Origin of the sequence: Dactylosporangium sp. NPDC051485, from assembly GCF_040682015.1 — a bacterium.
GTDB lineage: Bacteria > Actinomycetota > Actinomycetes > Mycobacteriales > Micromonosporaceae > Dactylosporangium.
Genome location: NZ_JBFAZW010000073.1, coordinates 36624 through 60917 on the forward strand (window position 1 = coordinate 36624; position 24294 = coordinate 60917).

The window sequence follows — 24294 nt, forward strand, 5'->3', positions numbered from 1 at the left end:
ATGGAGTACCGCGTGGAGCACGACACGATGGGCGAGGTGCGCGTCCCCGCCGAGGCCTTGTGGCGGGCGCAGACCCAACGGGCGGTGGAGAACTTCCCGATCTCGGGCCGGCGACTGCCCCCGGCGCTGATCCGCGCCCTGGCCCGGATCAAGGCGGCCGCCGCCGCGGTCAACGGCGAGCTGGGCGTCGTGGAGCCCGGCGTCGCGGCCGCGATCGGCGCCGCCGCCGACCGGGTGGCCGCGGGTGAGGCCGACGACCAGTTCCCGATCGACGTCTTCCAGACCGGCTCGGGCACCTCGACCAACATGAACGTCAACGAGGTCGTCGCCACCCTGGCCAGCCGCGCGCTGGACCGCCCGGTGCACCCGAACGACCACGTGAACGCCTCGCAGTCGTCCAACGACGTCTTCCCGACGGCCATCCACGTCGCCGCCGCCGCGGAGCTTTCGACCTCGCTCAGCCCGGCGCTGCTGTTGCTGTCGGAGGCGCTGCAACGCAAGGCCGAGGAGTTCGCCGGCGTGGTCAAGGCGGGCCGCACCCACCTCATGGACGCCACCCCGGTCACCCTCGGCCAGGAGTTCTCCGGCTACGCGGCCCAGGTGCGCTACGGCGCCGACCGCATCGCCGCCGTCCTGCCCCGGGTGGCCGAGCTGCCCCTGGGCGGCACCGCCGTGGGCACCGGCCTGAACACCCCGCCCGGCTTCGCGCCCCGGGTCGTGGCCCGCCTCGCCGAGGCGACCGGCCTGCCGCTCACCGAGGCCCGCAACCACTTCGAGGCGCAGGGCGCCCGCGACGCACTGGTCGAGGCCTCGGGTGTACTGCGAACCATCGCCGCCGGCCTGTACAAGATCGCCAACGACATCCGCTGGATGGGCTCGGGCCCGCGCGCCGGCCTTCGCGAGCTGGCCATCCCCGACCTCCAGCCCGGCTCCTCGATCATGCCCGGCAAGGTCAACCCGGTCATCCCCGAGGCCGTGCGCCAGGTCGTCGCCCAGGTCATCGGCAACGACGCCGCGGTCGCCTTCGCCGGCACCCAGGGCGACTTCGAGCTCAACGTGATGCTCCCGGTGATCGCCGACAACCTGCTGGAGTCCATCGCCCTGCTGTCGAACGTGGCCCGCCTGTTCGCCCGGCGCTGCATCGACGGCCTGGCCGCCAACGAGGAGGTCCTGGCGGCGTACGCGGCCGGCTCCCCCTCGATCGTCACCCCCCTGAACCGCCACCTGGGCTACGAGGAGGCCGCCGCCGTCGCCAAGCAGGCCCTGCACGAGAACAAGACGATCCGCGAGGTCGTCGTCGAGCGTGGCCACGTCGAGCGCGGCAGGCTGAGCGAGCAGGAGCTGGACGAGGCCCTCGATCTGCTGCGCATGGCGGGTGGCACGTCTGCGGGAGCGCAGTAGATCCCGACCCCTCCAGCGGCCGGCCGTCCCGTTTCGGGGCGGCCGGTTTTTCGTGCCGTACCGGGCTACTGTGCGTTCACATGACGCAACCGCTGCCCGAAGGAACGCCACCGCGCATCTTGTTCAACATCCCGCCCGAGATCGAGGCCGGGGTGTACGCGAACTTCGTCAACCTCTGGCACCAGCCGGACGGTTTCATCCTGGACTTCTCGGTGTTCACCGCACCTCCGGGCCTGGGCGAGGACGAGGCGGGAAACCAGTTCGTGCATCTTCCGGCGCGGGTCGTGTCGAGGGTGCGCATCCCTCCGCAGCAGGTTTTCGAGCTGATGAAGGCGCTGAGCGAGCAGCTGTCGGCCTGGGAGCTCGAGACGGGCCGGCAACGCGCCGACCCCGATACCCACTGACACGGCGCTGCTGCAGGGCGGTGGTTGCGGGGGCAGCGCCGGCCGGATTCGAACCGGCGTCCTTCCGATCCGGAGTCGGATGCGACGACCTCTGCGCTACGGCCCTGCCGACGAGGAGCCGACCTTCCCTGTACTTCACACCACAGGGCCACAAGGCTATACTCTCCTGCCATGGGCGAACTGGTTCCACGTCAGGTCGGGTTTCGCGACGTTGCCGATGCGCTACGCGAGCAGCTCGCCATGGAGCGCTATCCGCCCGGGGCCCGGCTGCCGAGCGAGGCGAGCATCGCCAGATCGTTCGGGTGCAGCCGCGACACGGTCCGGGACGCGATGGACGTGCTGGCGATGGAGGGCTGGGTGGTACGGCGGCGCGGGCGCCTGGCGATCGTGCGGCCGTACCAGGAGCGGGTCCTGATCGAGCTGCCTCCGGACGCCACCGTGACGGTGCGCCCCATGACCCTGCCGGAGGCCGAGTCGTACCAATGCGGTCAAGGCGTCGCGATGTTCGAGGTCCGCGTCGGGACGCAGTGCCAGCTCTACCGCGGCGACCTGTTCGCGCTCACCACCCGGCAGGCCAAGAGCCTGTCGCCTTGACGGCTGCGACCCCTTCCCCGGTGCCGCTCCTCCGCCCGCCAACGGCGAGCCGGGGGAGCCGCACCGCCGTGGTTCCGCCCGGGATCAGGGGCCGCTGCCGTACGGACGCGTGAGGATCTCCAGGTTGTGCCCGTTCGGATCGTCGAAGTACACGCCGCGGCCGCCGTCGCGATGGTTGATCTTCAGCGGCTGATCGTGGTGCGGATCGGCGAAGTAGGCCACCCCGGCCTCCTTGATCCGACCGAAAATGGCGTCGAACTCGTTCTCCGAGACCAGAAACGCATAGTGCTGAGCGGTGATGGGCCGGTCGCCGATATCGGCGAAGTCCAGGGTGACGCCATTGCTCACCTCGACCGGGACGAACGGGCCGAAGCGAGGACCCACCGGCACGTCCAACATCGCTGCCAGGAACTTGGCCGACGTCTCCTTGTCACGGGCCGCGACAATCGTGTGATTGAGCTGTACGGACATCGCAGTGCCTCCCGAATCGCACGCTGTTTGTCTACCCTGTTACCCCCGTACACCCGGGCCCCACAAAAGCCGAGTTAGGCGGGGTCGCAACGGGGAAGCGGACATGTCATGAGCGGCAGGCAAGAGCCGGACTACCTGCCGATCGCCGAGCACGGCCTGATCGGCGACCTGCGCACGGTGGCCCTGGTGGGCACCAACGGCACCATCGACTGGTACTGCTGTCCCCGCTTCGACGCCCCGAGCGTGTTCGCCTCGATCCTCGACGCCGACCGGGGCGGGTTCTTCGAGCTCGCCGCCGACGCACCGGCGACGACCAAGCAGTTCTACTTCCCCGACACCAACGTGCTGATCACCCGCTTCTTCACCGAGGAGGGGGTGGGCGAGGTGCAGGACTTCATGCCGATCACCGGCGACTCGGCCGACTCCGGCCGCCACCGGCTGATCCGGCGCGTCCTGTGCGTGCGCGGCACGATGCCGTTCCGGGCGCGGGTGGCCCCCCGGTTCGACTACGCGCGGCAGCCGCACACCGTGGGGTGGCACGCCGGCCAGACCCGCTTCGAGTCCGCCGGCCTCGCGCTGGCGCTGACCGCCACGGTGCCGGTGGAGCACGAGGCCTTGGACGCGACGGCGACGTTCAAGCTCCTGGAAGGCGAGTCCGCGGTCTTCGCCCTCGACCGGGTCGGCGACGACGTCATGCCGCGCGGGTGCCCGCACGCCGAGGCCGAGGCCGAGTTCAACGCCACGGTCGCGTTCTGGCGGCGGTGGCTGTCCGCCTCGCGGTACCGCGGCCGCTGGCGCGAGACCGTCCATCGCTCCGCGCTGACCCTCAAGCTGCTCACCTACGCCCCGACCGGCGCGATCGTGGCCGCGCCGACGACCAGCCTGCCCGAGCGGATCGGCGGCGAGCGCAACTGGGACTACCGGTACGTGTGGATCCGCGACGCCGCCTTCTGCGCCTACGCGCTGCTGCGACTGGGTTTCACCGGCGAGGCCGAGGCCTTCATGACGTTCCTGGCCGATCGCATCGCCCGGCGCGGCGACAGTGCATCCGGGCCGCTGCAGATCATGTACGGCATCGACGGACGCACCGACCTGCCCGAGTTCGAGCTGGAGCACCTGGACGGCTACCGGGGCTCCGCGCCAGTGCGCATCGGCAACGCCGCCGCCGACCAGCTCCAGCTCGACATCTACGGGGCGCTCATCGACTCGGTGTACCTCTACGACAAGTGGGGACGCCCGATCTCCAGCGACCAGTGGGACGCGGTCTGCGCCATCGTGGACTGGGTCTGCGACCACTGGAACCAGCCGGACGAGGGAATCTGGGAGACCCGCGGCGGGCGGCGGAACTTCCTGTACTCGAGGCTGATGTGCTGGGTGGCGATCGAGCGCGCCATGCGGATGGCCAGCCGCCGGGGCCTGCCGGCGAACCTCCTGCACTGGGGGCGGGCCCGCGACGAGATCTACCGGCACATCATGCGCCGCGGCTGGTCCCCGGCGCGGCGGGCCTTCGTCCAGCAGGAGGACAACGACGTCCTCGACGCCGCGCTTTTGATGATGCCCCTGACCAAGTTCATCGCCCCCACCGACCCGAAGTGGCTCGCCACCCTGGACGCACTCGGCGCTGAGCTGGTTTCCGATTCCCTGGTGTACCGCTACGACCCCACGAGCGGCCAGGACGGCCTGCACGGGGAGGAGGGCACCTTCTCCATCTGCTCGTTCTGGTACGTCGAGGCGCTCACCCGCGCGGGCCGGCTCGACGAGGCGCGGCTGGCCTTCGAGAAGATGCTCACCTACGCCAACCATCTCGGCCTGTACGCCGAACAGATCGCCCGCACCGGCGAGCAGCAGGGCAACTTCCCGCAGGCGTTCACGCACTTCGCGCTGATCAGCGCCGCGTTCAACCTCGACCGCGCCCTCGGCTGACGCCCCTTGTGTCGTTGCCTCGGGTTGGGCCGGTGTGTTGGGGGCAGAATGGACCGTGAAGCGCGGCCACCCGGCCGTGCGGGGGGAGGCACAGATGTTCGCCAAGACCAAGGCGTTCAGCGGCTTCGCGGTGCCGGACGTCGCCGCCGCCAAGACCTTCTACGGCGACACGCTCGGCCTCGACGTGACCGAGCAGAACGGCATCCTCACGTTGCACCTGGCCACGGGCGGCACCGTGATCGTCTACCCGAAACCGGACCACACCCCGGCGACGTACACCATCCTGAACTTCCCGGTCGACGACATCGACGCGACGGTCGACGAGCTGGCCGCGAAGGGCGTCGCGATGACCCGCTACGAGGGCTTCGAACAGGACGACCGCGGCGTGTTCCGCGGCGGCGGCCCGTTCATCGCCTGGTTCGCCGACCCGGCCGGCAACGTCCTCTCGGTACTCCAAGAGCGCTGAGCGCCACCGGGCCGCACCGGGATCATCAACCGGCCAGCGCGGGCGCCATCGCGCGGTTGCACAGCTCACGCGCCCACTGCATGCGGTCGGCGGCGATCTCGGGCCGATCCCCGAACACCTCGGCGGCGCGGGCGTAGCACTCGTCCGGCCCGAGCCGCTCGAGCGTGCGGTCAACCGTCTCACGAACGGTGGCGTTGTCCAGGTCGCTGTACTTGGACGTGTCGGAGACGAACAGCGCCATGCACAGGACCGGATCAACCTGGAACGTCGTGGTCGTCATCGTGATCACCTGTTCAACGGGGTGTGTGGGCGACTGCATCCACCGTCCCTCGTACCGATGGGCGACGACCTTGCGGCCCGCAGCACTCTGCGTGTGCGGGTTTGAGCACCACCGGATACCTGCTGCCCGCCATGGCACCCTCAACTCGCCTCACCCTTTTCGCGCCGCCCACCCGATCGCGCACGATCACCCCCCGGCTCACCCCCGCTCCCCTTCCCGGGGGAGTAATTTCGGATGTGGACCTACGAGACGAGCGGGAAAGTCCAAGGCCGAGAGGTTGGAAGACGATTCCGCTACCTGACCCAGGTAACACTGGTGAAGCGAAAATCGCCTCGTAGGTCTTTTATTGTGCCCTTTTTGCCGATGGCCGTCGCCCCCGCGTCGAGTTCCACCACAACGCTGCGGCCTAGAGGTCTTCGGGGCTGCCATTCCGGCGCGTTGCGGCGCGATCTGCGGTTGGCTCGCGCAGGCGACACCAGGCTGAAAGCCATATGGCGTTTCACCTCATGCGGATACGCGGATTGTCCATTGCGATCCGACCGGAGGATGTCGTCCGGCCGAGTGGCGATGCCATAGTTGTCGTCCGTGCCGAACCTCGGTTGCGGAAAGCCACTTATCTGGTCCGTCCTGGAGCGCACGAACTTGATAGACAACGGCACATCGGTACCGCAGAACCCCCAACCCGATCCTTCTTCGCCGCCCTTCGCGCCGCCGGCGACCCCATACCAGAATCAGTACGCGAATACATATCCGGCTCCTCCGGCGCCGCCCTACGCGGCTCAGCAGCCGCCAGGCGCGCCCGTCCAGGGTTACCCGCCGCCGCCCGGGTACCCGCCGCAGGCCTACGCCCCCCAGCCGCACCCGCAGGCAGGCTGGTACGGCGCCGCGCCGCAACAGCTCCCGCCCCAGATCATCGTGAACAACACCGCCACGGCGGTCGTCGCGGGGCTGGGCCGGCGCCGGCGTCAATCGGCAGCCATGCACGTGGTGCTGTTCCTGTGCACCGCCGGTCTGGGCAACATTGCCTACGCGATGTACATCTCGAGATGGAATCGGCGGCACGGTTACTGAGGGCCGGCAGCGCGTTGTGACGACAAGAGTCCGGGTTGCGTCCGCAGACGCGACCCGGACTCTTCGTAACCCCGGAAAAGGCCCCGCGTCGCGCGGACAAGTGGGTCTTGACGACACCTGTCAAGATCTTAGCTAGCGAGGGAGGGGGACGAAGCAGCGCGATGGGTGAATTTCTCAATGCGGTTCTCGAGTTCCCTACGGTCCTGTTCACCTCCCTGCTCGTCGTCGTCATCGCGTACTGGCTGATCGTCCTCTTCGGCGGTGCCGATGCCGACTCGCTCGACGCCGACGTCGTCGACGGCGGCGCGGCCGGCGGCTTCGGTGGCTTCCTGGGCAGCGTCGGCCTGGGCGGAGTGCCGGCCACGGTAGGGCTGTCGGTGCTCGTGCTGGTCGCCTGGTTCGTCAGCCTGGCCGGCTCGACCGTCGCCGACGGCGCGCTGCTGGGCGTGGTCGTGCTGGTGGTCGCCCTCGTCGTCGCGTGGCTGGTGGCCCGGGTGCTCGTGGTACCCCTGCGGCGGCTCTTCCCGGCGACGAGCGGCGACTCCCGCACCGCGTTCGTGGGGCGCACGTGCGTCATCCGCACCGGCTCCGTCACCGAGACGTTCGGCCAGGCCGAGGTCACCGCCGCCGACGGCTCCAGCGCGATCGTGCAGGTCCGCCAGACCGGCACCGATACTTTCACCGCGGGCAGCCCGGCGGTGATCTACGAATACGACCCGGACGGCGAGTTCTTCTGGGTCGTTCCCGCACCTACTGGTCCCACCCCCGGACAGAGGGAGCTCTCATGACCGTCATCACCACCGGCTTCCTCGTCGTGCTCGGCGTGGCCGTGCTCATCGCGGTCGGTGTGCTGTTCGCCGTCACCCGGCTGTTTCGCAAGATCGAGCAGGGCAAGGCGCTGATCATCTCCAAGGTCCGCACGGTCGACGTCACGTTCACCGGCGCCGTCGTCCTGCCCGTCCTGCACAAGGCCGAGGTCATGGACATCTCGGTGAAGACGATCGAGATCGAACGGACCGGCCGGGAAGGGCTGATCTGCCGCGACAACATTCGCGCCGACATCCGGATCACGTTCTTCGTGCGGGTCAACAAGACCGCCGAGGACGTCATCAAGGTCGCCCAGGCGATCGGCACGGCCCGGGCCAGCGACCAGGAGACGCTGCAGGAGCTGTTCAACGCGAAGTTCTCCGAGGCGCTCAAGACCGTCGGCAAGCAGCTGGACTTCGTCGACCTGTACACCAAGCGCGACGAGTTCCGCGACCAGATCATCCGGGTGATCGGCACCGACCTCAACGGTTACAGCCTCGAGGACGCCGCGATCGACTTCCTCGAGCAGACGCCGCTGAGCCACCTCGACAATGCCAACATCCTCGACGCGCAGGGCATCCGGAAGATCACCGAGCTGACCGCGATCGAGCATGTGCGGACCAACGAGTTCCGGCGCAACGAGGAGAAGGAGATCAAGCGCCAGGACGTCGACGCCCGCGAGGCGGTCCTCGAACTGGAGCGCCGCCAGGCCGAGGCGGAGATCAAGCAGGAGCGGGAGGTCGCCACCATGCGGGCGCGCGAGGAGGCGGAGACCGCCCGGGTCCGCGCCGAGGAGCGGCTCAAGTCGTCGACCGCCGAGATCCGCACCGACGAGCAGGTCGGCGTCCAGCACGAGAACAAGCGGCGGGAGATCGCCGTCGCCGAGAAGAACCGCGAGCGGGTCATCGCGATCGAGTCGGAGCGCATCGAGAAGGACCGCATGCTCGAGGTCATCGCCCGCCAGCGGGAGACCGAGCTGAGCACGATCTCCAAGGACAAGGAGGTCGAGGGGGAGAAGCGGGCCATCGCGGAGGTGATCCGGGAGCGGATCGCGGTCGAGCGCACCGTCGCCGAGCAGGAGGAGCAGATCAAGCGGCTCCGCGTCGTCGAGGAGGCCGAGCGCACCCGCGAGGCCGTCGTCATCCAGGCCGAGGCGGAGGCGCAGGAGAACCTGGTCAAGGGCATCAAGGCGGCCGAGGCGGCCGAGCAGGCCGCCAAGTTCAAGGCCCGCGAGGAGCTGGTGCTCGCCGAGGCCCGGCAGCAGGCCGCCGAGCTGGAGGCCCGCGCCAAGATCCGCCTGGCCGAGGGCGTGCAGGCCGAGGCGGCCGCGGCCGGCCTCGCCGACGTGCAGGTCCGCGAGCGCAACGCCGAGGCGATCGAGAAGATCGGCCGGGCCGAGGCGGTGGTCGAGCGCGAGAAGGCGGTCGCGAACGCGGAGACGATCGAGAAGGCGGGCCTCGCCGAGGCCGCCGTCGAGCGGGAGAAGGGCGCCGCCCACGCCGACGCGCTGCGCGACAAGCTCAAGGGCGAGGCCGACGGCCTCACGGAGAAGGCCGCCGCGCTCGCCGCGATGGACGATGCGACCCGCGGGCACGAGGAGTACCGCCTGCGCCTGGAGATGGAGAAGGAGATCCGTCTCGCCGGCATCGACGTGCACCGGCAGGTCGCCGAGCAGCAGGCGATCGTCCTGGCCGCCGGCCTGGAGAAGGCGAACATCGACATCGTCGGCGGCGACACCGTCTTCTTCGACAAGCTGCTCGGCTCGATCAGCCTGGGCAAGAGCGTCGACGGTTTCGTCCAGCACTCCGACGTCGTGCAGGCCGTCGGCGCCTCCTACCTCAACGGCGACGGCGACCTGGCCGGCGACCTCGGGCGGCTGATCGGCTCGTTCAGCACCGCCGACGTCTCCAACCTGACGCTGTCCGCCTTCCTGGTCCAGCAGATCCAGCGTGGCGGCCCCGACCGGGACAAGCTGCGTGAGCTGCTCGACGCGGCCCGCGAGCTCGGCATCGCCGAGAAGCCGGTCGCGGCGCTGGCGGCGGCCACGCGGTGACCGTCGAGACGGCGGCACCCGCCGCGGCGAGCCTGGACGCCGGCACCTACGAGGTGCTGCGCGACCGGCTCGCCGCACAGGCGGCCGAGCTGACCCGCCGGGCCGAGGCCCTCAACGCGCGGCGGACCGAGGTGTTCGGCGGCACCGAGCTGCGCCTGCTCGGCACCGAGCGCATCCGCACCGAGCACAACTGCGTCCCGCGCGACATCGTGTCCGTCGGCGGGCTGATGCTGTTCGGGTACAACGTGTTCATCGGCCTCAAGCCGGAGACGACCGTCGACGACGTGTTCTCGCTGCACCGGTTCAGCCGCGACGGCGACGCGTTCCGGTTCGACAAGCCGTCCCCGGACGACCTGTCCGGCCTGCTGCACGACCCGCGGCTGCTGCGCGAGTTCGGCGAGGTGTACAAGTACTACCGCGACACCCGGCTGCTGCAGCTGCGCCGGCTCGACGGGAAGCTCCTCGCCGTCTTCCAGACCGGCCCGCGCACCGACGACATCAAGGTGCTGCGCTGGGCCGTGGCCCCCGGCAGGCCCAATGAGACCGGCAATGTGTCCTATGTGGACAACCGCGGCGAACGCGACCACGTGTTCCCGCCGTCGCACGACTTCGAGTGGATTCCGGTCGGCCGGGAGCACCACGTCCTCGGCCGGCACCCGCACATCTCCATCGAGGACGTGGTGTTCGTCGAGACCGTCGGCGGTGACCTCACCGTCAAGGTCGAGAACAACACCGAGACGGGCGAGGGCATCTACCGCGAGCCGGTCGACGAGCCGCTGCAGAGCCTCGCCGACGCCGATGTCAGCTACGCCCGCGTCGGTCCGCTCGTGCTGTTGCGCATCCGGCCGTACAAGGAAACGGTCTTCAGGTTTCTGGTCTTCAACACCCGAACCCGGGGGGTCGTCCGGCTCGATGGGATCGGCCAGGGCTGCCAGCGGCTGCCGGAGGACCAGGGCCTGATCTTCCCGGGCGGCTACTACCTGGCCACCGGCGTCGCGCGGACGTTCGACACCGACGTGGCCGACCTCGAGTTCGAGCGCGTCATCCGGTCGACCAACGGCGAGGACGTGCTCTACGTCTTCCACGCCCGCGCCGAGGGGCGATCGCTGCTGCTGCCCTACAACGTCATCCGCAAGGCGGTCGAGAACCCGCTCGTCTGCCACGGCTACTCCCTGTTCGACGACGGGACCCTGGTGGTCTTCCGGGCCATGTCCGAGGAGCCGACCCGGGTCCACACCATGCAGGTGTGGCAGACGCCGTACCTGTCGGACACCTACGCCGCGGCACAGCCCGTCGGGACCGGGCCGCTGGACCGGGTGGGCAACGCCGATCTGGTCCGCGGCATCTCCGACTGCCTGTCGGTGGCCCGCATGGTCGCCGAGATGGGCCCGTCGGCGCCGGTCTTCGAGGCGATCATCGCCGCGTGCGTCCGCACGTTCGACCACTACCACTGGCTCGGCGAACCGGAGCTCGGCGACCTGCGCGGCCCCCTCGCCGAGCTGCGCAACACCGCCGAGCAGGTCCTGGCCGAGTTCGAGCGGGTGCAGGCGCTCATCGAGCAGGCGGCCACCGCCCTCGGCGAGGCGGCCGGGCGGATCGAGTCGCTCATCCGCCGCTCCCAGGGCGAGGCGCCGGTGGACACCGACGCCTGGGTGCGCCGCCTCGCCGGCCTCCGCCACGCGCAGGGCTCCCTGGCCCCGCTGCGCGAGCTGCGCTACGTCGACATCGACCGGATCGTTGTGCTCGAGACGCGCCTCGGCGAGGAGATCGTCTCGGCCGCCAAGCGGGCGGTGACGTTCCTGCAACGCGACGACGCCTTCGCCGGCTACCACGCCGGCGTGGAGCGCCTGGTCGCCGACGCCGGGGCGGTCCGTACCGTGGCCGAGGCCGCTCCGGTCGGCGAGCGGCTGGCCGCGCAGGCCGAGGAGCTGCAGCTCGTCACCGAGGTGGTCGGCTCGCTGGAGATCGCCGACGCCACCGTCCGCATCGGCATCCTGGACCGGATCAGCGAGGTCCTCGGCGGCGTCAACCGCGCCCGGGCCGTCCTCGACGCCCGCCGCCGCGAACTGCTCGCCGTCGAGGGCCGGGCCGAGTTCGCCGCCGAGTTCGCCCTGCTGGGCCAGGCGGTCGTCGGCGCGCTCGCGGTCGCCGACACACCCGAGCGATGTGACGAGCAGCTGGGGCGACTGATGCTCCAGCTGGAGAACCTCGAGTCCCGGTTCGGCGAGTTCGACGACTTCCTCGCCCAGCTCGGCGACAAGCGCACCGACGTCTACGAGGCGTTCTCCTCCCGCAAGCAGGCGCTGCTCGACGAGCGCTCCCGCCGCGCCGACCGCCTGGCCGAGTCCGCGGCGCGGATCCTCGGCAGCATCGAGCGCCGGGTCGCCGCGATGACCTCACCCGACGACGTCAACACGTACTTCGCGGCCGACCCGATGGTCGCGAAACTGCGCGGCGTCGCCGGCGAGCTGCGCGGGCTGGGCGACCAGGTCCGCGCCGAGGAGCTGGAGGGCCGGGTCAAGGCGGCGCGGCTCGAGGCCGGCCGGATGCTGCGGGACCGGCTCGACCTGTTCGGCGGCTCCGCCGACGTGATCCGCCTCGGCCGGCACCAGTTCGCCGTCAACACCCAGGCGATCGACCTCACGCTCGTCCCGCACGGCGATGAGCTGGCGTTCACCGTGACGGCGACCGACTATCGCGCGCCGGTCGACGACCCGGTGATCAACGCCGCCCGTCCCTTCTGGGGACAGCTGCTCGTGTCCGAGGCGCCTGACGTGTACCGCGCGGAGCACCTGGCCTGCGCGGTGCTCGACGCCGCGTCGGCCGATGTGGATGCCCTCCACCAGGCCGCCGCCACCGGCGATGGCCTCCGCGACCTCGTACGCCGCGCCGCCGAGAGCCGTTACGCAGAGGGGTACGAGCGCGGCGTTCACGACCACGACGCGACCCTGATCCTCGACGCGCTGCTGCGCCTGCACGCCGGCGCCGGCCTCCTGCGCTACCCGGCGGCCGACCGGGCGGCGGCGCAACTGTTCTGGACGTTCGGCGCCGACGACGAGGCCAAGGCGGCCTGGACCCGGCGGGCGCGCTCGCTCGCCCGGGCCCGGGCCGCGTTCGGCCGCTCGGACGCGGTGGGGGAGCTGTGCGCCGAACTGCAGGCGGCGGTGGGTTCATCCGGTCTCGCCGGTGAGTACCTGTTCGAGGAGCTGAGCGGCGCGCCGTTCGGGTTCGTCACCAGCGCAGCCGCGCGGACGTTCCTCGACCGGTTCTGGCGGGTGAGTTCCACCCACGAGCTCAACGAGGACCTGCGCGCCCTCGACGGTGATCTCGCCGCGCGCCGCCAGCTCGTCCACGCGTGGCTCGCCGCCTTCGCGGGCACCGTCGACGGTCCCGGTGACGGATTCGATGCCGGCGACCTGGACGAGGCGGTCGCGATCGTGCTCTGCGGCGCCGGCCTGCCGCGCCACGAGTCCTCCGCCGTGCGCACCGCGACCGTCGAGGGCCTGCTCGGCACCCATCCGCGCATCGCCGGGCGCCGGATGGAAGTGCGCCTCGACGAGGTGCTCGCCCGCACCCGCCGGTTCCGCCTCGAGCGGATTCCGGCCTTCCGCGAGTACCAGCGGCACCGCAACGAGCTGGCCACCCGCGAGCGGGAGCGGCTGCGACTCGACGAGTACAAGCCGAAGGTGATGAGCGCGTTCGTGCGCAACCGGCTGCTCGACGAGGTGTACCTGCCCCTCATCGGCGACAACCTGGCCCGGCAGCTGGAGGGCGCGGGTCTGCTCCTGCTCATCTCGCCGCCCGGCTACGGCAAGACGACGCTCATGGAGTACGTCGCCAACCGCCTGGGGCTGGTGTTCGTCAAGGTGAACGGCCCGTCGCTCGGACACCTGGTCACCTCGGTCGACCCGGCCCAGGCGCCGAACGCGACCGCCCGCCAGGAGGTCGAGAAGATCAACTTTGCGCTCGAGATGGGCAACAACGTCCTGCTGTACCTCGACGACATCCAGCACACCTCGCCGGAGCTGCTGCAGAAGTTCATCTCCCTGTGCGACGCCCAGCGCCGGATGGAGGGCGTCTGGAACGGCCGGACCCGCACGTACGACCTGCGCGGCAAGCGGTTCGCCGTGTGTATGGCCGGCAACCCGTACACCGAGTCGGGTCAGCGCTTCCGGATCCCGGACATGCTGGCGAACCGTGCCGACGTGTGGAACCTCGGCGACGTCCTGACCGGCAAGGAGGAGCTGTTCGCGCTCAGCTACATCGAGAACGCGCTGACCTCCAACCCCGTCCTCGCCCCGCTGTCCACCCGCGACCGCGGCGACGTCGAGCTGCTGGTCCGGCTGGCCCGCGGCGACGACACGGTGCGCCCGGACCAGCTCGCCCACCCGTACTCGCCGGTCGAGGTGGACCAGATGCTGTCCGTGCTCCGCAAGCTCCTGCGGGTGCAGGAGGTGGTGCTGGCGAACAACCGCGCGTACATCGCCTCCGCGGCACAGGCCGACGCGTCGCGCACCGAGCCGCCGTTCCTGCTGCAGGGCTCGTACCGCAACATGAACAAGCTCGCCGGGCGGGTCGTGCCGGTCATGAACGACGCCGAACTGGAGGCCGCCATCGACGACCACTACGTCGGCGAGGCGCAGACCCTCACCACGGGCGCCGAGGCGAACCTGCTCAAGCTGGCCGAGCTCCGCGGCCGGATGACGCCCTCGCAGGCCGCGCGGTGGACCGAGGTCAAGGCCGCGTACCTGCGCGCGCGGGCGCTCGGCGGCGCCGAGGACGACCCGATGACCCGGGCGGTCGGCGCGGTCGGACTGCTCGCGGACCGGGTCGGCGCGGTAGAAGCGGCGATCAACCGCGCCGCAAGTACGTGATTCAGGTGGTGTCATCGACGCCGGCGCGCTTGCGGTACTCCGCGAGCGCGGCGTCGAGCCCTTCGGCGTACTCGTACAGGCCGATCCCGTTGTAGCCGCGGCCGGCCTTCTCCAGCAGGTCGATGAGCCGAAGCAGCTCGTCCTTGCGCCCCTGCGTCATGTCCGCGAACACATGCGCGAAGGCCTCGTGCTCGGCGAGCGATGCCGCGTGCCGGCTGCGCGGGTCGCCCTCCAGGTCGGCCATGACCCTCGACCACGCCTGCGTGCGCTCGCGGGTCAGCTCCGCCCGGCGCATCGCCAGCTCGTGTTCGGTGTGCATCTCGATGCGGCGCTGCCAGTAGGGCTGCAGGCTCTCCCGGACCCGCGGGTCCGGCAGCACGAGCACCTCGGGCCGGCAGGTGAGCTGCTCGCCGACCGGGCCGAGCACCCAGTCCTTCGCGCGGATCCGGGTGTTGAGCTCCTGCTCCAGCTCGCGCGAGCGGTGCGGCTCGAAGGCGCGGGCGATCCGCTCGGCGCGGGCCCGCAGTGCGTGCAGCGCGTCGGTGGTGTACAGCTCGATGCGGTCTTCGAACTCGGCCTGGGTCAGGCTTCGGCCGTACCACGTGAACGTCGGCCGCGCCGAGAAGTCGAAGGCGTCACCCATCGCCGCCAGGCTGATCGGCGCGCACGGCCGGCACTCGCTCAGCTCCGCCGCGACGCCGGCCCGCTCGGCGACGGGCGGCCGCCACACCTGCGCGAGAAACCCGCGAAAGCGTTGCCAGCCGGTTTGGTCGACGGAGATCTCAGCGGGCATATCGTGCCTCCAGCAGGTCGGCGACGGTGACGAGAAACGGGTTGTCCGGCATGGCGCGCTTCCAGAAGGAGCGCAGATAGAAGGCGGCTCGGCGGTTGATCGGACCATCGCGGAAGACGTGCCTGAGGACCGTGCGAAGCACCTCGGCAAGGGCCGGATCGTCGGCGGCAAGAGCGATCCAGCCCTCCAGCGCCGACCACGCCTGCCGCGCGGTGGCCGGCTGCAGGAGCGCGCCCGGCCAGAGGCGAGCATGATCGGCCGGCGCGACCTCGCCCGTGGTCGTCTGCCGCAGGAGCGCCGGCCAGGCGCTGTTCGCCGCCCCGCCGCTGGAGTCACTCCTCACGTCCGCGAGCCTCACCAGGCAACGGCTGGCCATGGTGCGAAGGTTCGCGATCGGGGAGTCGGCCCAGTCGACGAGTTTGCGCACCACCGCCGCGCCGTGCGTGTCGTAGATGCCCAGCACGCCGGCGGGGATCGCGTTGCTCGTGCGCTGCAGGTCGTCGCGCGCCGCGCGCTCCAGCACCGTCAACCCGTCCAATGGGTACACGCGCAGGAAGGTGTTGGAGGCATAGGCACGAACCGCGGTGTCGCGCCGGTATCCCGAGAGCTCGACCCAGCCGGACAGGGTCGCCAGGACCCGCGGTGTGAGGTCGGGGTGGTGGACGGCGAGCTCGCAGGCGATGGCGGCGGCCTGCCGCCGGGCGCGGTGCTTGCTCGCCGCCCAGCCTTCGAGCAGACCGTCGCGGACTTGTTCGAAGTCGTACTCGCACAGCAGCCCGGCGGCCACCGCGACGGGCAGCACGTCGCCGATCTCGGTCAAGTCGTCGAGCCACCGCAGCAGCGGCTCGCGCGCGGTGTCGTACTCATGCCAGGCGACATCGAGCAGGCCGCGGATCAGTCCGGGCTCGCGCAGCTGGGCGATCCGGGCCGCACCGGCGGTTCCCACGTGCCCGGCGGGCAGGTCGAGTCGTATGTCGTCGAGCAGATCCTTGAGGCTGTGCTCCAGCACGGTGTGTCCGGTCCGGGTCCGTCCCGCGGCCTCGTCGAGTCGATCGATGAGGGCGGTGGTCGCCCGGAACACCATGGTCAACGGATAGTCGTGAAACACGGCGAAGGCGAGCCGGGCGGCGCGGCGACGCTGCGCCAGGCGGCGGCGGGCGCGGTAGTCCTCCCGGCCGGAACCCTCCATGACCGCAGCGGCCTCGAGCAGCTTCGCCGCCCGGGTGCGCAGCGTGGCGCGATCGGCGAGGACGTCGCGCGCCACCGCACCGACCGGCATGTGCTCGGCGAAGTCGCCCGCGAACCGCACCGCATCGGTCATGGTGCTCACCGACAGGTACTGGACGCACTCCGCCCGGCAGCGCTCGACGTACAGCCGGACGCAGTCGCCCTCGCACGCCTGGCATGCGCCGACACAGCCGCCCCGGTCGCGCAGCCGCCGTTCCAGCCATACGAGGAAGACCTCGGGTGACTCGGGACGCACGTGCTCGACGTGGTAGTCGCCCAGCTGACGATTGTTGGCGCCGGCGGTACCGATGAACACGACGGATGCCCGCGCCCGTCGGGCGAGCATGGACAGCTGCGTCAGCTCCGACGATGCTGGCTCGCCCCGATGTGGCACTTCGACGATGTGCCCGTAGCCGGGCCGGAGCAGGTCCGATTCGGAGAAGTACGCGTGAATCGGCTCCTGCCCGAACAGGTGCAACTGCGTAATCCGATCCGGAGAGTGGGCCCGGGCCAGCCCGACGAGCGCGGCGGTGGTGCGCCCGCTGCCCGCCGGGCCGCTGAGGTACGCAACCGGCCGCTGGCTGAGCCGCTCGACCAGACGCCCCGGGGTGTCGATCGGAGCGTAGGTGTGGACCAGCTTCAGCACTTCGGCGCCGTCGAGCGGTTGGTTGACGAAGCGCGGGGCCCGGGAGCCGGCCGCAAGGTTCAGGAGCGTGCCGATGGATGTGGAGCCGGTTCCGATCGCCGCAGGCCCGACGAACTGGCTGTCGGAAATGCCGTACGCCTTGAACATGTTGGCCGGTAGCGACCGCACGACATCGTCCGGCTCGGGGACGTCCTCCCGTGGCTCGGGCTCCTCGATGGCGTTCATCGCTCGGCCTCCGGGCGCCACGAACCGTACACGGTGCCGATGGCTGTGGCGCCCGAGCCGATCGCCGTCGGGCCGTGGTTGGTGTTGTTGCTGGTGTGGTACGTCGTGGAGCCCGTTTCGGTGCGGGCCGGCCGATCCTGCGCGGCTGCCGGCGTCGGCGGGTCGGGCGCGACCGGCCGCTCCCAGGCGATGGTGCTCGCGTCCTCGTCGGGCACGTAGATCCAGGCGTCCGTCACCAGCTGCTTCACCGCGACCGGCACCTGGGCGAAGCGATCGGGGCGCAGACCGTGGTACCCGTGCCGGACGACGTCCTGGAAGATGCTGCGCGACACGATGAGCGCGACCGAGGAGCGCGGGAACTCCGTCAGCGCCCGCCGCAGGGGCTGGGCGTCCAGCAGCCGGCACACCTCGACGACGGCCTCGCCCGGATAGCCGTTGGCGCCGGTCAGGTGGACCAGGCCCTGGTGGATCGCGACGCGCACGCGGACCTTCGCCTCGGGCAGCAGGCTGCGGTTGTGCTCGCGCAGGATCCGGTCCAGCGCCGGCACGAGGCCGGCCACCACGCTGACCTCCGACGTCTCGGCCGGCAGAATCGCCAGCTCGCCGTCGCCGCTCTGCTGCGTCGTCCAGCTCGCGCGGTCGAGCCCGATGCTCGCGACGGCCTCGGTCATGACCTCTTGAAACAGCTGCTGGGCGCGGTACTGCCGCAGGTTGTCCCGGGGGCTGTACTGCTCGATGTCAACCGCGACGATCACGCAACGTCTGGGATGGGGCGGCTCGGGCACTGTCGTCACCTCTCTGCTCGGCTCTCTCTGTATATCGATGAAAGCCGCTGGAGAAGCCGTCGAAATACGGCATGGCCGCAACCTGTCACGCCGGTGATGAAGCCGCATTTCGAGGCAATCGGCCGGCCCGGGCCGGGCTGCAATACAGCTATGAGACCGCTGGAAGATCTCCGGACCGCGAACGCGGCTCGTGCTGCCGCGCAGGCCTCGATCGAGCATGCCGACACAAAGGCCTCCCTGTTGCTGGCTGGCCTTGGCGGACCCGCCGCGCTGGTGGCCGACCGGCCCGGGCTGCTGGCCACCGCCGAGCGGGCCGGCGCCCTGGCCACCGCCGGGGCGATCGTCCTCGCGTTGGTGATCGCCGTCGGCGCCTTGGTCGCGGGCTGGCATCTCGGCCGGTGCCTGGCACCCCGGCTGGCCGTGCCCGGGGACCAGTCCGGCAACCGCTTCGCCCTGCCGGTCCTCGCCGCGCGGCGGGGCCTGCCCGGCTCGATCCCGATCGAGGAGCTGCGAGATCAGGCCTGGTCGGCGGCCGGGCTACTCGCCGGCATCGCCATGCGGAAGTACCGCAACATTCAGGCGAGCCTGCCGTGGGTCGCCGCGTCGACCGCAGGCTCGCTCGCCTGGCTGTGTGCCGACCTCATCCTGCAGGCGCATTAGGGACAGCGCGGCGCGGCAGGAATATGGCAGAGTGTCTATGCCCAATGCACGAAGGGTGACTTCCGGTGGACGTGGCGGACGCGACAACGGTCGGGTGGGCGGCGCCCGGCACCTATCTGCACCGGCTGACCGAGGCGGCGCGTGACGAACTGCGAGCCATGGCCCCACGTCGGCGGGCCGAGCCCGGCGATGTGCTGATCCACCAAGGCGCCTTGGAGCACCACGTCATCCTGCTGCACGGCGGCATCTCGAAGGTCACCGCCCTGACCAGCGACGGCGCCGAAGCGCTCCTGGCGATCCGCGTCGGCGGCGACCTCGTCGGCGAGATGTCCGCCCTCAACGACCGCCCCCGCTCGGCCACGGTGACCGCGTGCACGCCGCTGGCGTACAGCGTCATACGCCGCCCGCACCTGCAGACGTTTCTGGCGCGCCACCCGGCCGCGGCGCTCGCGCTGGCCGGCATGGTCGCCGACCGTCTGCGCTGGGCCAACCAGTTCCGGGTGGAGTTCACCGCGTACCCGGCCAAGGTGCGGGTCGCCCGGGTCCTGGTGAAGATGGCCCTGGCCTACGGCCGCCGCACGCCAGCAGGGCTGGAGATCGGCTTCGAGCTGACCCAGTCGGAGCTGGCGAGCCTGTGCGGCGCCGCGGAAGTAACCGTCCAGAAGGCGCTACGCGACTTCCGCCACGACGGCGCCATCGTCACGGGCTACCGAACCGTGACGGTCACCAACCTCGACACCCTGCGCAAGGCCGCAGACCTTCACGGCGCACTGTGATCGAGACGACTCGCGCCGAGGGTCGTACCGTCGCGGTGCTACGCCGAATCGGGCGGCGCCGCGATCCACGCCAGCCTCACATCCATCTCACCTGTGTGAATCCCTGGGTGAGATGTCGACGGTTGCGCATGCGGCAGTAAAGGCGACCGACCATCGTGGACTCAATTTCGGGGGCTTGCGGGAGAATCTCTTGTTGCGTCGTGCTGCGATGACCGCGATCAGCGCGGTCCTTCTGTCGATGTTTGTCGGTGCCAAGCCGGTTGCCGCGGAGACTCCGCCGCCGGACAGCGCGTTCCAGAAGGTGCCGATCGACACCAGCACCTCCAACCCGATGATGCTCGACATCGCCCCCGACGGCCGGGTGTTCTATGTGGACCGTCTCGGTGACGTCCGGGTCATCCGCCCCGGCGGCGGCACCGTGCTCTCGGCGCACCTCGACGTGTTCACCGCGAACGAGAGCGGCCTGCTGAGCATCGCGCTCGACCCCGGCTTCGCCGAAAACCATTGGCTGTACCTCTACTACTCGCCCAGTGCCACGAGCGTCGACCGGCTGAGCCGGTTCACGGTCAACGGCGACAGCGTCGACCCGGGCAGCGAGAAGGTCGTCCTCGACGTGCCCGTCCAGCGCGCCGAGTGCTGCCACCATGGCGCGGGCCTCGCTATCGACAAGACCAGCGGTAACCTCTGGCTGTCCACAGGGGACAACACGAATCCGTTCGCCTCCGACGGATACGCGCCGATCGACCAGCGGCCCGGCCGGGCGAACTTCGACGCCGAGCGCTCGGCCGGCAATACGAACAGCCTGTCGGGCAAGGTGTTGCGCATCCACCCGGAGGCCAACGGCACCTACACGATCCCGGCCGGCAACCTCTTCGCGCCCGGCACCGCGCGGACCCGCCCCGAGATCTACATGATGGGTGAGCGCAATCCGTTCCGGCTGGGCCTCGACCCGAAGACCGGCTACGCGATGGTCGCCAACTACGGGCCCGACGCCGACGCCGCCAACCCGGCGCGAGGCCCCGGGAACACCGTCGAGTGGGACCTGCTGAGCACACCGCGGAATGGGGGCTGGCCGTTCTGCATCGGCGCCAACCAGCCTTACGTCGCCTACGACTTTGCCAGCGGTACGTCCGGTGCCCCGTTCGACTGCGCCGGTGGCCCGACGAACACCTCGCCCAACAACACCGGCCTGACGAAGCTCCCGCCCGCGATCCCGGCGACCGTCTACTACCACTACGCGGCCGACCCGGCGCACTTCCCGCAGCTGTCCGGCGGCGCCCCGATGGCCGGCCCGGTGTACCGCTACGACCCGAACCTCAACTCCAGCCGCAAGTGGCCGCAGTACTTCGACGGACGCGCGCTGTTCGCCGACTGGGGCACGAGCAAGATGTACACCTTCCAGCTCACCGCCGACGGCAAGGGCGTCGCGTCGATCGACCCGCTGCTGAGCTCGCTGAGCTTCCTCAAGCCGATGGACTTCAAGTTCGGCCCGGACGGCGCGCTGTACCTGATCGAGTGGGGCTCCGGCTACGGCGGCGACAACACCGACTCCGGCATCTACCGCATCGACTACCTCAACGGCGGCGCATCGCCCGTCGCGCACGCGTCCGCGGACCGGACCAACGGCCACGCCCCGCTGACCGTCAACTTCTCCAGCGCCGGCTCGTCCGCGCCGAACGGAGGGCTCACCTACAACTGGACGTTCGGCGACGGCGGCACCTCGACCGCGCCGAACCCCAGCCACACGTACACCACCAACGGCAACTACACGGCGGTGCTCACCGTCCGCGACGCCGGCAACAAGACCGGTTCCGCCAGCGTCGCGATCACGGTCGGCAACACCGCGCCGACGGTCACGTTGCACGCGCCGCCCGACGGCGGGTTCTTCCAATGGGGCGACCGGGTCAACTTCTCCGTGACGGTGACCGACCCGGAGGACGGGAGCATCAACTGCGCCGACGTCAAGGTGCAGGCGATCCTCGGCCACGACACACACGGCCACCCCCTCGACGCCTACACGGGTTGCAGCGGCACGGTCACCACGACCCTGTCGAGCGGGCACTCGGAGGACGACAACACCTTCTACGTCCTCGAGGCCTCCTACACCGACAAGGGCGGCCCCGGCGGCGCGGCCCCGCTCACGACGCGCAGCCAGGTGGTCCTGCAGCCGAAGCACAAGCAGGCGGAGTTCTTCTCCAGCACCGGCCGTACCGCGACCGGCAAGGGCAACGACAACCCCGGCGTCACCGTCGAACCCGGCTCGGACAGCGCGGGCGGCGGCGCCGACATCGGGTACATCCAGGACGGCGACTGGTGGAGCGTCGCGCCCGCGTCGCTGGCGAACATCAACCAGATCCGGCTGCGCGCGTCGTCGGGGTCCGCCGGCGGCGTCGCGGAAGTCCGCTGGAACTCCCCGACGGGCACGCTGCTCGGCTCGGCCACCGTTGCGAGTACCGGCGGCTGGCAGGCCTACACCGACGTCACCGTCAACCTGTCCAACCCTCCGGCGGGCAGCGGAAAGCTGTACTTCGTCGCCCGCAACCCGGCGAACACGGCCGGACCCCTGTTCAACGTCAACTGGATGGACTTCGTCGGCTCGTCCGACCGGGTGATCAGCCTGCGTGCCCACGTGAACGGCCGGTTCGTGACCGCGGAAGACGGCGGCGGCAGCCCGCTGATCGCGAACCGGTCCGCGGTCGGTCTGTGGGAGCAGTTCGACGTCCTCGATCAGGGTGACGGTTACGTGGCCCTGCGGGCGCACGCCAACAACCAGTTCGTGACCGCCGAGAACGGCGGCGACAGCCCGCTCATCGCGAACCGTTCTGTGGTCGGCCCGTGGGAGAAGTTCCAGATCGTCCACAACGCCGACGGCAGTGTCTCGCTCAAGGCCAATGCCAATGGTCGGTACGTCACCGCCGCCAACGTCGGCATGTCACCGCTGATCGCCAACCGCTCGACCATCGGCTCCTGGGAGGAGTTCGACCTGAACCCCCAGGTGATCAGCCTGCGTGCCCACGCGAACGGCCGGTACGTGACCGCGGAGGACGCCGGGTCCTCGGCGCTCATCGCGAACCGTTCCGCGGTCGGCGAGTGGGAGCAGTTCGACGTCGTTGACCAGGGTGACGGCTACGTGGCCCTGCGCGCGCACGCCAACAACCAGTTCGTGACCGCCGAGAACGGCGGCGACAGCCCGCTCATCGCCAACCGCGCCGCGGTCGGTGACTGGGAGAAGTTCCAGATCGTCCACAGCGCCGACGGCAGTGTCTCGCTCAAGGCCAACGCCAATGGTCAGTACGTCACCGCCGCGGACGCCGGCGCGGCGCCGCTGATCGCCAACCGCCCGACCATCGGCTCCTGGGAGGAGTTCGACCTGATCTCGTCCTGAGCCCGCCCGACCCTTCGCTCATACGGCCCACTCAGGGTAGTCGGGATGGTCGGACCAGACCGACGCGTCGTTGCGAAGCTCCCGGCATGGGGCGGGCTCGGCACAGGTCCGGCACCAGTTCGGCTGGCGCGGTTCGTCGTCCTGCACCAGCACCTCGATCGTCTTGCCGTCATCGCGCCGGTACACCTCGTGGTGCTGGCCGTACTCGACATGACCGCTGGCATAGTCCGGCTTGTGCCGCTCGAGCCGCCTTCTCTTGGCGGCCACCTCGCGAACCACCCGGGCGGGATCGTGACGGGTGATGTGGATGTGCTGGTCGCGGGTGCCCGGCACGACCGCTACCAGCTCACCTCCCGCGTCGTGCGTCTGCGACGGGCCCACGAGACCGGCGCCGTCGAACGCTTGGATCTCCCGCCAGCCGCCGGGCTGGTCCGGTTTGACGCGCCACACCTGCGGCTCGTAGGCGCCCGCCGAGATGATGCTGGCGAGCGACTCGTCCTCGGCAAGCCGCGCCTCGATGAACGCCACCAGGTCGTTGGTCATACCTCCGATTCTCCCCAGGTACCGCCCTCTGCGCTGGTCGACCGGAATTGGTCCCACCCGGTGCGCTCACCCAGTTCCGTGATCAGCGCCTCGCGATCTACTCGTAGCGCAGCTCGGGGTACCACTCGCCCCGCCCCGCCGGCGTCAGGTCGAGCAGGTGCCATACCGGACTGTGCAGGTCCACGCCGCGCTCACGGATGTCGGCCGACATCCACGGATGGCCCGTGTAGAAGTGCCTTACCGTCCCGTCGGCGTCCCGCGTGAAGACCGAGATGGTCGAGTCCTGGGCTCCCGCTTCGTCCTCGCTGGCCAGGTCGTACTTGAACGTGCCGCTGCCTGCGCTGAGCAGCCGGAGCCGATCCCACCCTCGAGCCCTGGCGTGGGACCGCAACGTCGGTACGTCGGCCGCGGCCACGACGACGAAGTCGGCGTTCTGGGACACATGGTCGACCACGGAGTTGAACCCGTCGATCCACATCGTGCACATCGGGCACGGCGAGTCCTGAGCCTTGCCGTACATGAAGTGATAGACGATCAAAGGCCGATCGGTCCCGCTGAACAGCTCGCTCAGCCTGACCTGACGGACTGGCTCATCCCCGGCTGCCAGATCGGCCGGGCCTTCCTCGAAGACATAATCTTCGAGCACCGCCCCCGTCGGCAGCCCGCGGCGCAACTCGGCCACCCGCTCGCGCTGGCGCATCAGGTCGATCTCGGCCAGCCGCAGCTCCTCGCGAGCGGCGCGGTACTGCGTCGACTCGTTCGCCAACCGGGTCATCTCCACCGTCACACTCCACCTCCACGATGTCAGGACAGGCGCTAGGTGACTGGTGTTAAACGATGGCCGCCACTGGCGTGGCGGCCATCGTTTTGGATCTATTTCGGGTAGTTTGCTGGGATGGCGTTAGGCAGG

19 protein-coding genes and 1 tRNA gene are annotated in these 24294 nt (G+C 70.2%); 12 read left to right on the forward strand and 8 right to left on the reverse strand.

The genetic code is table 11. From position 1 onward, the window contains the following. Together AB0M46_RS33855 and AB0M46_RS33860 are read left to right on the forward strand one after the other, a co-directional pair. Positions 1-1401 carry a class II fumarate hydratase gene (locus tag AB0M46_RS33855; RefSeq protein WP_363342802.1) on the forward strand — a complete coding sequence of 467 codons (1401 nt, stop codon included), beginning with the start codon at positions 1-3 and terminating at the stop codon, positions 1399-1401. 80 nt (positions 1402-1481) lie between these two features. Beyond that, positions 1482-1805 carry a DUF3467 domain-containing protein gene (locus AB0M46_RS33860; RefSeq protein WP_363342804.1) on the forward strand — a complete coding sequence of 108 codons (324 nt, stop codon included), beginning with the start codon at positions 1482-1484 and terminating at the stop codon, positions 1803-1805. Positions 1806-1838: 33 nt separating this feature from the next. On the opposite strand, the gene AB0M46_RS33865 is transcribed toward AB0M46_RS33860, so the two are convergent. Continuing rightward, positions 1839-1911: transfer RNA gene (locus AB0M46_RS33865), tRNA-Arg, on the reverse strand. A gap of 65 nt (positions 1912-1976) precedes the next feature. On the opposite strand from AB0M46_RS33865, the gene AB0M46_RS33870 reads away from it, so the two are divergent. Then, complete coding sequence (locus AB0M46_RS33870; RefSeq protein ID WP_363342806.1) at positions 1977-2399, forward strand: GntR family transcriptional regulator; 423 nt, start codon at positions 1977-1979, stop codon at positions 2397-2399. An 84-nt stretch (positions 2400-2483) separates the two neighbouring features. Here the strand turns inward: AB0M46_RS33870 and AB0M46_RS33875 are convergent, their stop codons facing one another. Beyond that, on the reverse strand, positions 2484-2870 hold the full coding sequence (locus AB0M46_RS33875) for a VOC family protein (protein ID WP_363342808.1): 387 nt from the start codon (positions 2868-2870) through the stop codon (positions 2484-2486). Positions 2871-2978: 108 nt separating this feature from the next. Between AB0M46_RS33875 and AB0M46_RS33880 the strand changes: the two genes are divergently transcribed. Both AB0M46_RS33880 and AB0M46_RS33885 read left to right on the forward strand, forming a co-directional pair. Next, positions 2979-4793 carry a glycoside hydrolase family 15 protein gene (locus AB0M46_RS33880; protein WP_363342810.1) on the forward strand — a complete coding sequence of 605 codons (1815 nt, stop codon included), beginning with the start codon at positions 2979-2981 and terminating at the stop codon, positions 4791-4793. Between the two features lie 55 nt (positions 4794-4848). Next, positions 4849-5259: a VOC family protein gene (locus AB0M46_RS33885; RefSeq protein WP_363342812.1), complete on the forward strand. Its 411-nt coding sequence runs from the start codon at positions 4849-4851 to the stop codon at positions 5257-5259. Between the two features lie 25 nt (positions 5260-5284). Here AB0M46_RS33885 and AB0M46_RS33890 read toward each other — a convergent pair whose 3' ends face one another. After that, positions 5285-5539, reverse strand: coding sequence for a hypothetical protein (locus tag AB0M46_RS33890; RefSeq protein ID WP_363342814.1), 255 nt, complete (start codon positions 5537-5539; stop codon positions 5285-5287). A gap of 585 nt (positions 5540-6124) precedes the next feature. On the opposite strand from AB0M46_RS33890, the gene AB0M46_RS33895 reads away from it, so the two are divergent. From AB0M46_RS33895 to AB0M46_RS33910, 4 genes are all read left to right on the forward strand, one after another. Continuing rightward, positions 6125-6610 (forward strand): hypothetical protein, encoded by a 486-nt coding sequence (locus AB0M46_RS33895; RefSeq protein WP_363342816.1) that lies wholly within the window; start codon positions 6125-6127, stop codon positions 6608-6610. 161 nt (positions 6611-6771) lie between these two features. Next, entirely contained in the window at positions 6772-7398 is a 627-nt protein-coding gene (locus AB0M46_RS33900; protein ID WP_363342818.1) for a hypothetical protein, read from the forward strand. Then, complete coding sequence (locus AB0M46_RS33905) at positions 7395-9470, forward strand: flotillin family protein (RefSeq protein ID WP_363342820.1); 2076 nt, start codon at positions 7395-7397, stop codon at positions 9468-9470. Before AB0M46_RS33900 ends, AB0M46_RS33905 begins: the two co-directional genes overlap by 4 nt. After that, the gene (locus AB0M46_RS33910; RefSeq protein ID WP_363342822.1) at positions 9467-14344 is read left to right on the forward strand and encodes a DNA repair ATPase; all 4878 of its coding nucleotides are present in this window, start codon (positions 9467-9469) and stop codon (positions 14342-14344) included. The genes AB0M46_RS33905 and AB0M46_RS33910 overlap by 4 nt, the downstream gene beginning before the upstream one ends. Position 14345: 1 nt before the next feature. On the opposite strand, the gene AB0M46_RS33915 is transcribed toward AB0M46_RS33910, so the two are convergent. Genes AB0M46_RS33915 through AB0M46_RS33925 form a run of 3 tightly spaced genes read right to left on the reverse strand, consistent with a single transcriptional unit; the run spans position 14346 to position 17990 of the window. Further along, on the reverse strand, positions 14346-15137 hold the full coding sequence (locus AB0M46_RS33915; protein WP_363342824.1) for a hypothetical protein: 792 nt from the start codon (positions 15135-15137) through the stop codon (positions 14346-14348). Continuing rightward, on the reverse strand, positions 15127-17235 hold the full coding sequence (locus AB0M46_RS33920; protein ID WP_363342826.1) for a hypothetical protein: 2109 nt from the start codon (positions 17233-17235) through the stop codon (positions 15127-15129). Before AB0M46_RS33920 ends, AB0M46_RS33915 begins: the two co-directional genes overlap by 11 nt. Next, the gene (locus tag AB0M46_RS33925; RefSeq protein WP_363342828.1) at positions 17232-17990 is read right to left on the reverse strand and encodes a hypothetical protein; all 759 of its coding nucleotides are present in this window, start codon (positions 17988-17990) and stop codon (positions 17232-17234) included. The genes AB0M46_RS33920 and AB0M46_RS33925 overlap by 4 nt, the downstream gene beginning before the upstream one ends. A gap of 180 nt (positions 17991-18170) precedes the next feature. On the opposite strand from AB0M46_RS33925, the gene AB0M46_RS33930 reads away from it, so the two are divergent. The 3 genes from AB0M46_RS33930 to AB0M46_RS33940 all read left to right on the forward strand — a co-directional run bounded on the left by AB0M46_RS33930 (position 18171) and on the right by AB0M46_RS33940 (position 22841). After that, positions 18171-18680 (forward strand): hypothetical protein, encoded by a 510-nt coding sequence (locus AB0M46_RS33930; RefSeq protein ID WP_363342830.1) that lies wholly within the window; start codon positions 18171-18173, stop codon positions 18678-18680. Between the two features lie 65 nt (positions 18681-18745). Then, positions 18746-19456, forward strand: a complete 711-nt coding sequence (locus tag AB0M46_RS33935; protein ID WP_363342832.1) for a Crp/Fnr family transcriptional regulator — start codon at positions 18746-18748, stop codon at positions 19454-19456. A 208-nt stretch (positions 19457-19664) separates the two neighbouring features. Beyond that, positions 19665-22841 (forward strand): PQQ-dependent sugar dehydrogenase, encoded by a 3177-nt coding sequence (locus tag AB0M46_RS33940; RefSeq protein WP_363342834.1) that lies wholly within the window; start codon positions 19665-19667, stop codon positions 22839-22841. 18 nt (positions 22842-22859) lie between these two features. Here AB0M46_RS33940 and AB0M46_RS33945 read toward each other — a convergent pair whose 3' ends face one another. Next, entirely contained in the window at positions 22860-23384 is a 525-nt protein-coding gene (locus AB0M46_RS33945; protein ID WP_363342836.1) for a DUF6221 family protein, read from the reverse strand. Between the two features lie 97 nt (positions 23385-23481). Continuing rightward, a complete protein-coding gene (locus AB0M46_RS33950) occupies positions 23482-24171 on the reverse strand; it encodes a DUF899 family protein (protein WP_363342838.1) in 690 nt (229 codons plus the stop codon). Positions 24172-24294: the final 123 nt, after the last annotated feature.

Bases quoted from the DNA above. Each gene is read 5' to 3' on its own strand.
- AB0M46_RS33890 (WP_363342814.1), bottom strand. From the start codon at position 5,539: ATGACGACCACGACGTTCCAGGTTGATCCGGTCCTGTGCATGGCGCTG.
- AB0M46_RS33905 (WP_363342820.1), top strand. From the start codon at position 7,395: ATGACCGTCATCACCACCGGCTTCCTCGTCGTGCTCGGCGTGGCCGTG.
- AB0M46_RS33875 (WP_363342808.1), bottom strand. From the start codon at position 2,870: ATGTCCGTACAGCTCAATCACACGATTGTCGCGGCCCGTGACAAGGAG.
- AB0M46_RS33870 (WP_363342806.1), top strand. From the start codon at position 1,977: ATGGGCGAACTGGTTCCACGTCAGGTCGGGTTTCGCGACGTTGCCGAT.
- AB0M46_RS33855 (WP_363342802.1), top strand. From the start codon at position 1: ATGGAGTACCGCGTGGAGCACGACACGATGGGCGAGGTGCGCGTCCCC.
- AB0M46_RS33915 (WP_363342824.1), bottom strand. From the start codon at position 15,137: ATGCCCGCTGAGATCTCCGTCGACCAAACCGGCTGGCAACGCTTTCGC.
- AB0M46_RS33920 (WP_363342826.1), bottom strand. From the start codon at position 17,235: ATGAACGCCATCGAGGAGCCCGAGCCACGGGAGGACGTCCCCGAGCCG.
- AB0M46_RS33940 (WP_363342834.1), top strand. From the start codon at position 19,665: ATGACCGCGATCAGCGCGGTCCTTCTGTCGATGTTTGTCGGTGCCAAG.
- AB0M46_RS33930 (WP_363342830.1), top strand. From the start codon at position 18,171: ATGAGACCGCTGGAAGATCTCCGGACCGCGAACGCGGCTCGTGCTGCC.
- AB0M46_RS33900 (WP_363342818.1), top strand. From the start codon at position 6,772: ATGGGTGAATTTCTCAATGCGGTTCTCGAGTTCCCTACGGTCCTGTTC.
- AB0M46_RS33860 (WP_363342804.1), top strand. From the start codon at position 1,482: ATGACGCAACCGCTGCCCGAAGGAACGCCACCGCGCATCTTGTTCAAC.
- AB0M46_RS33945 (WP_363342836.1), bottom strand. From the start codon at position 23,384: ATGACCAACGACCTGGTGGCGTTCATCGAGGCGCGGCTTGCCGAGGAC.
- AB0M46_RS33880 (WP_363342810.1), top strand. From the start codon at position 2,979: ATGAGCGGCAGGCAAGAGCCGGACTACCTGCCGATCGCCGAGCACGGC.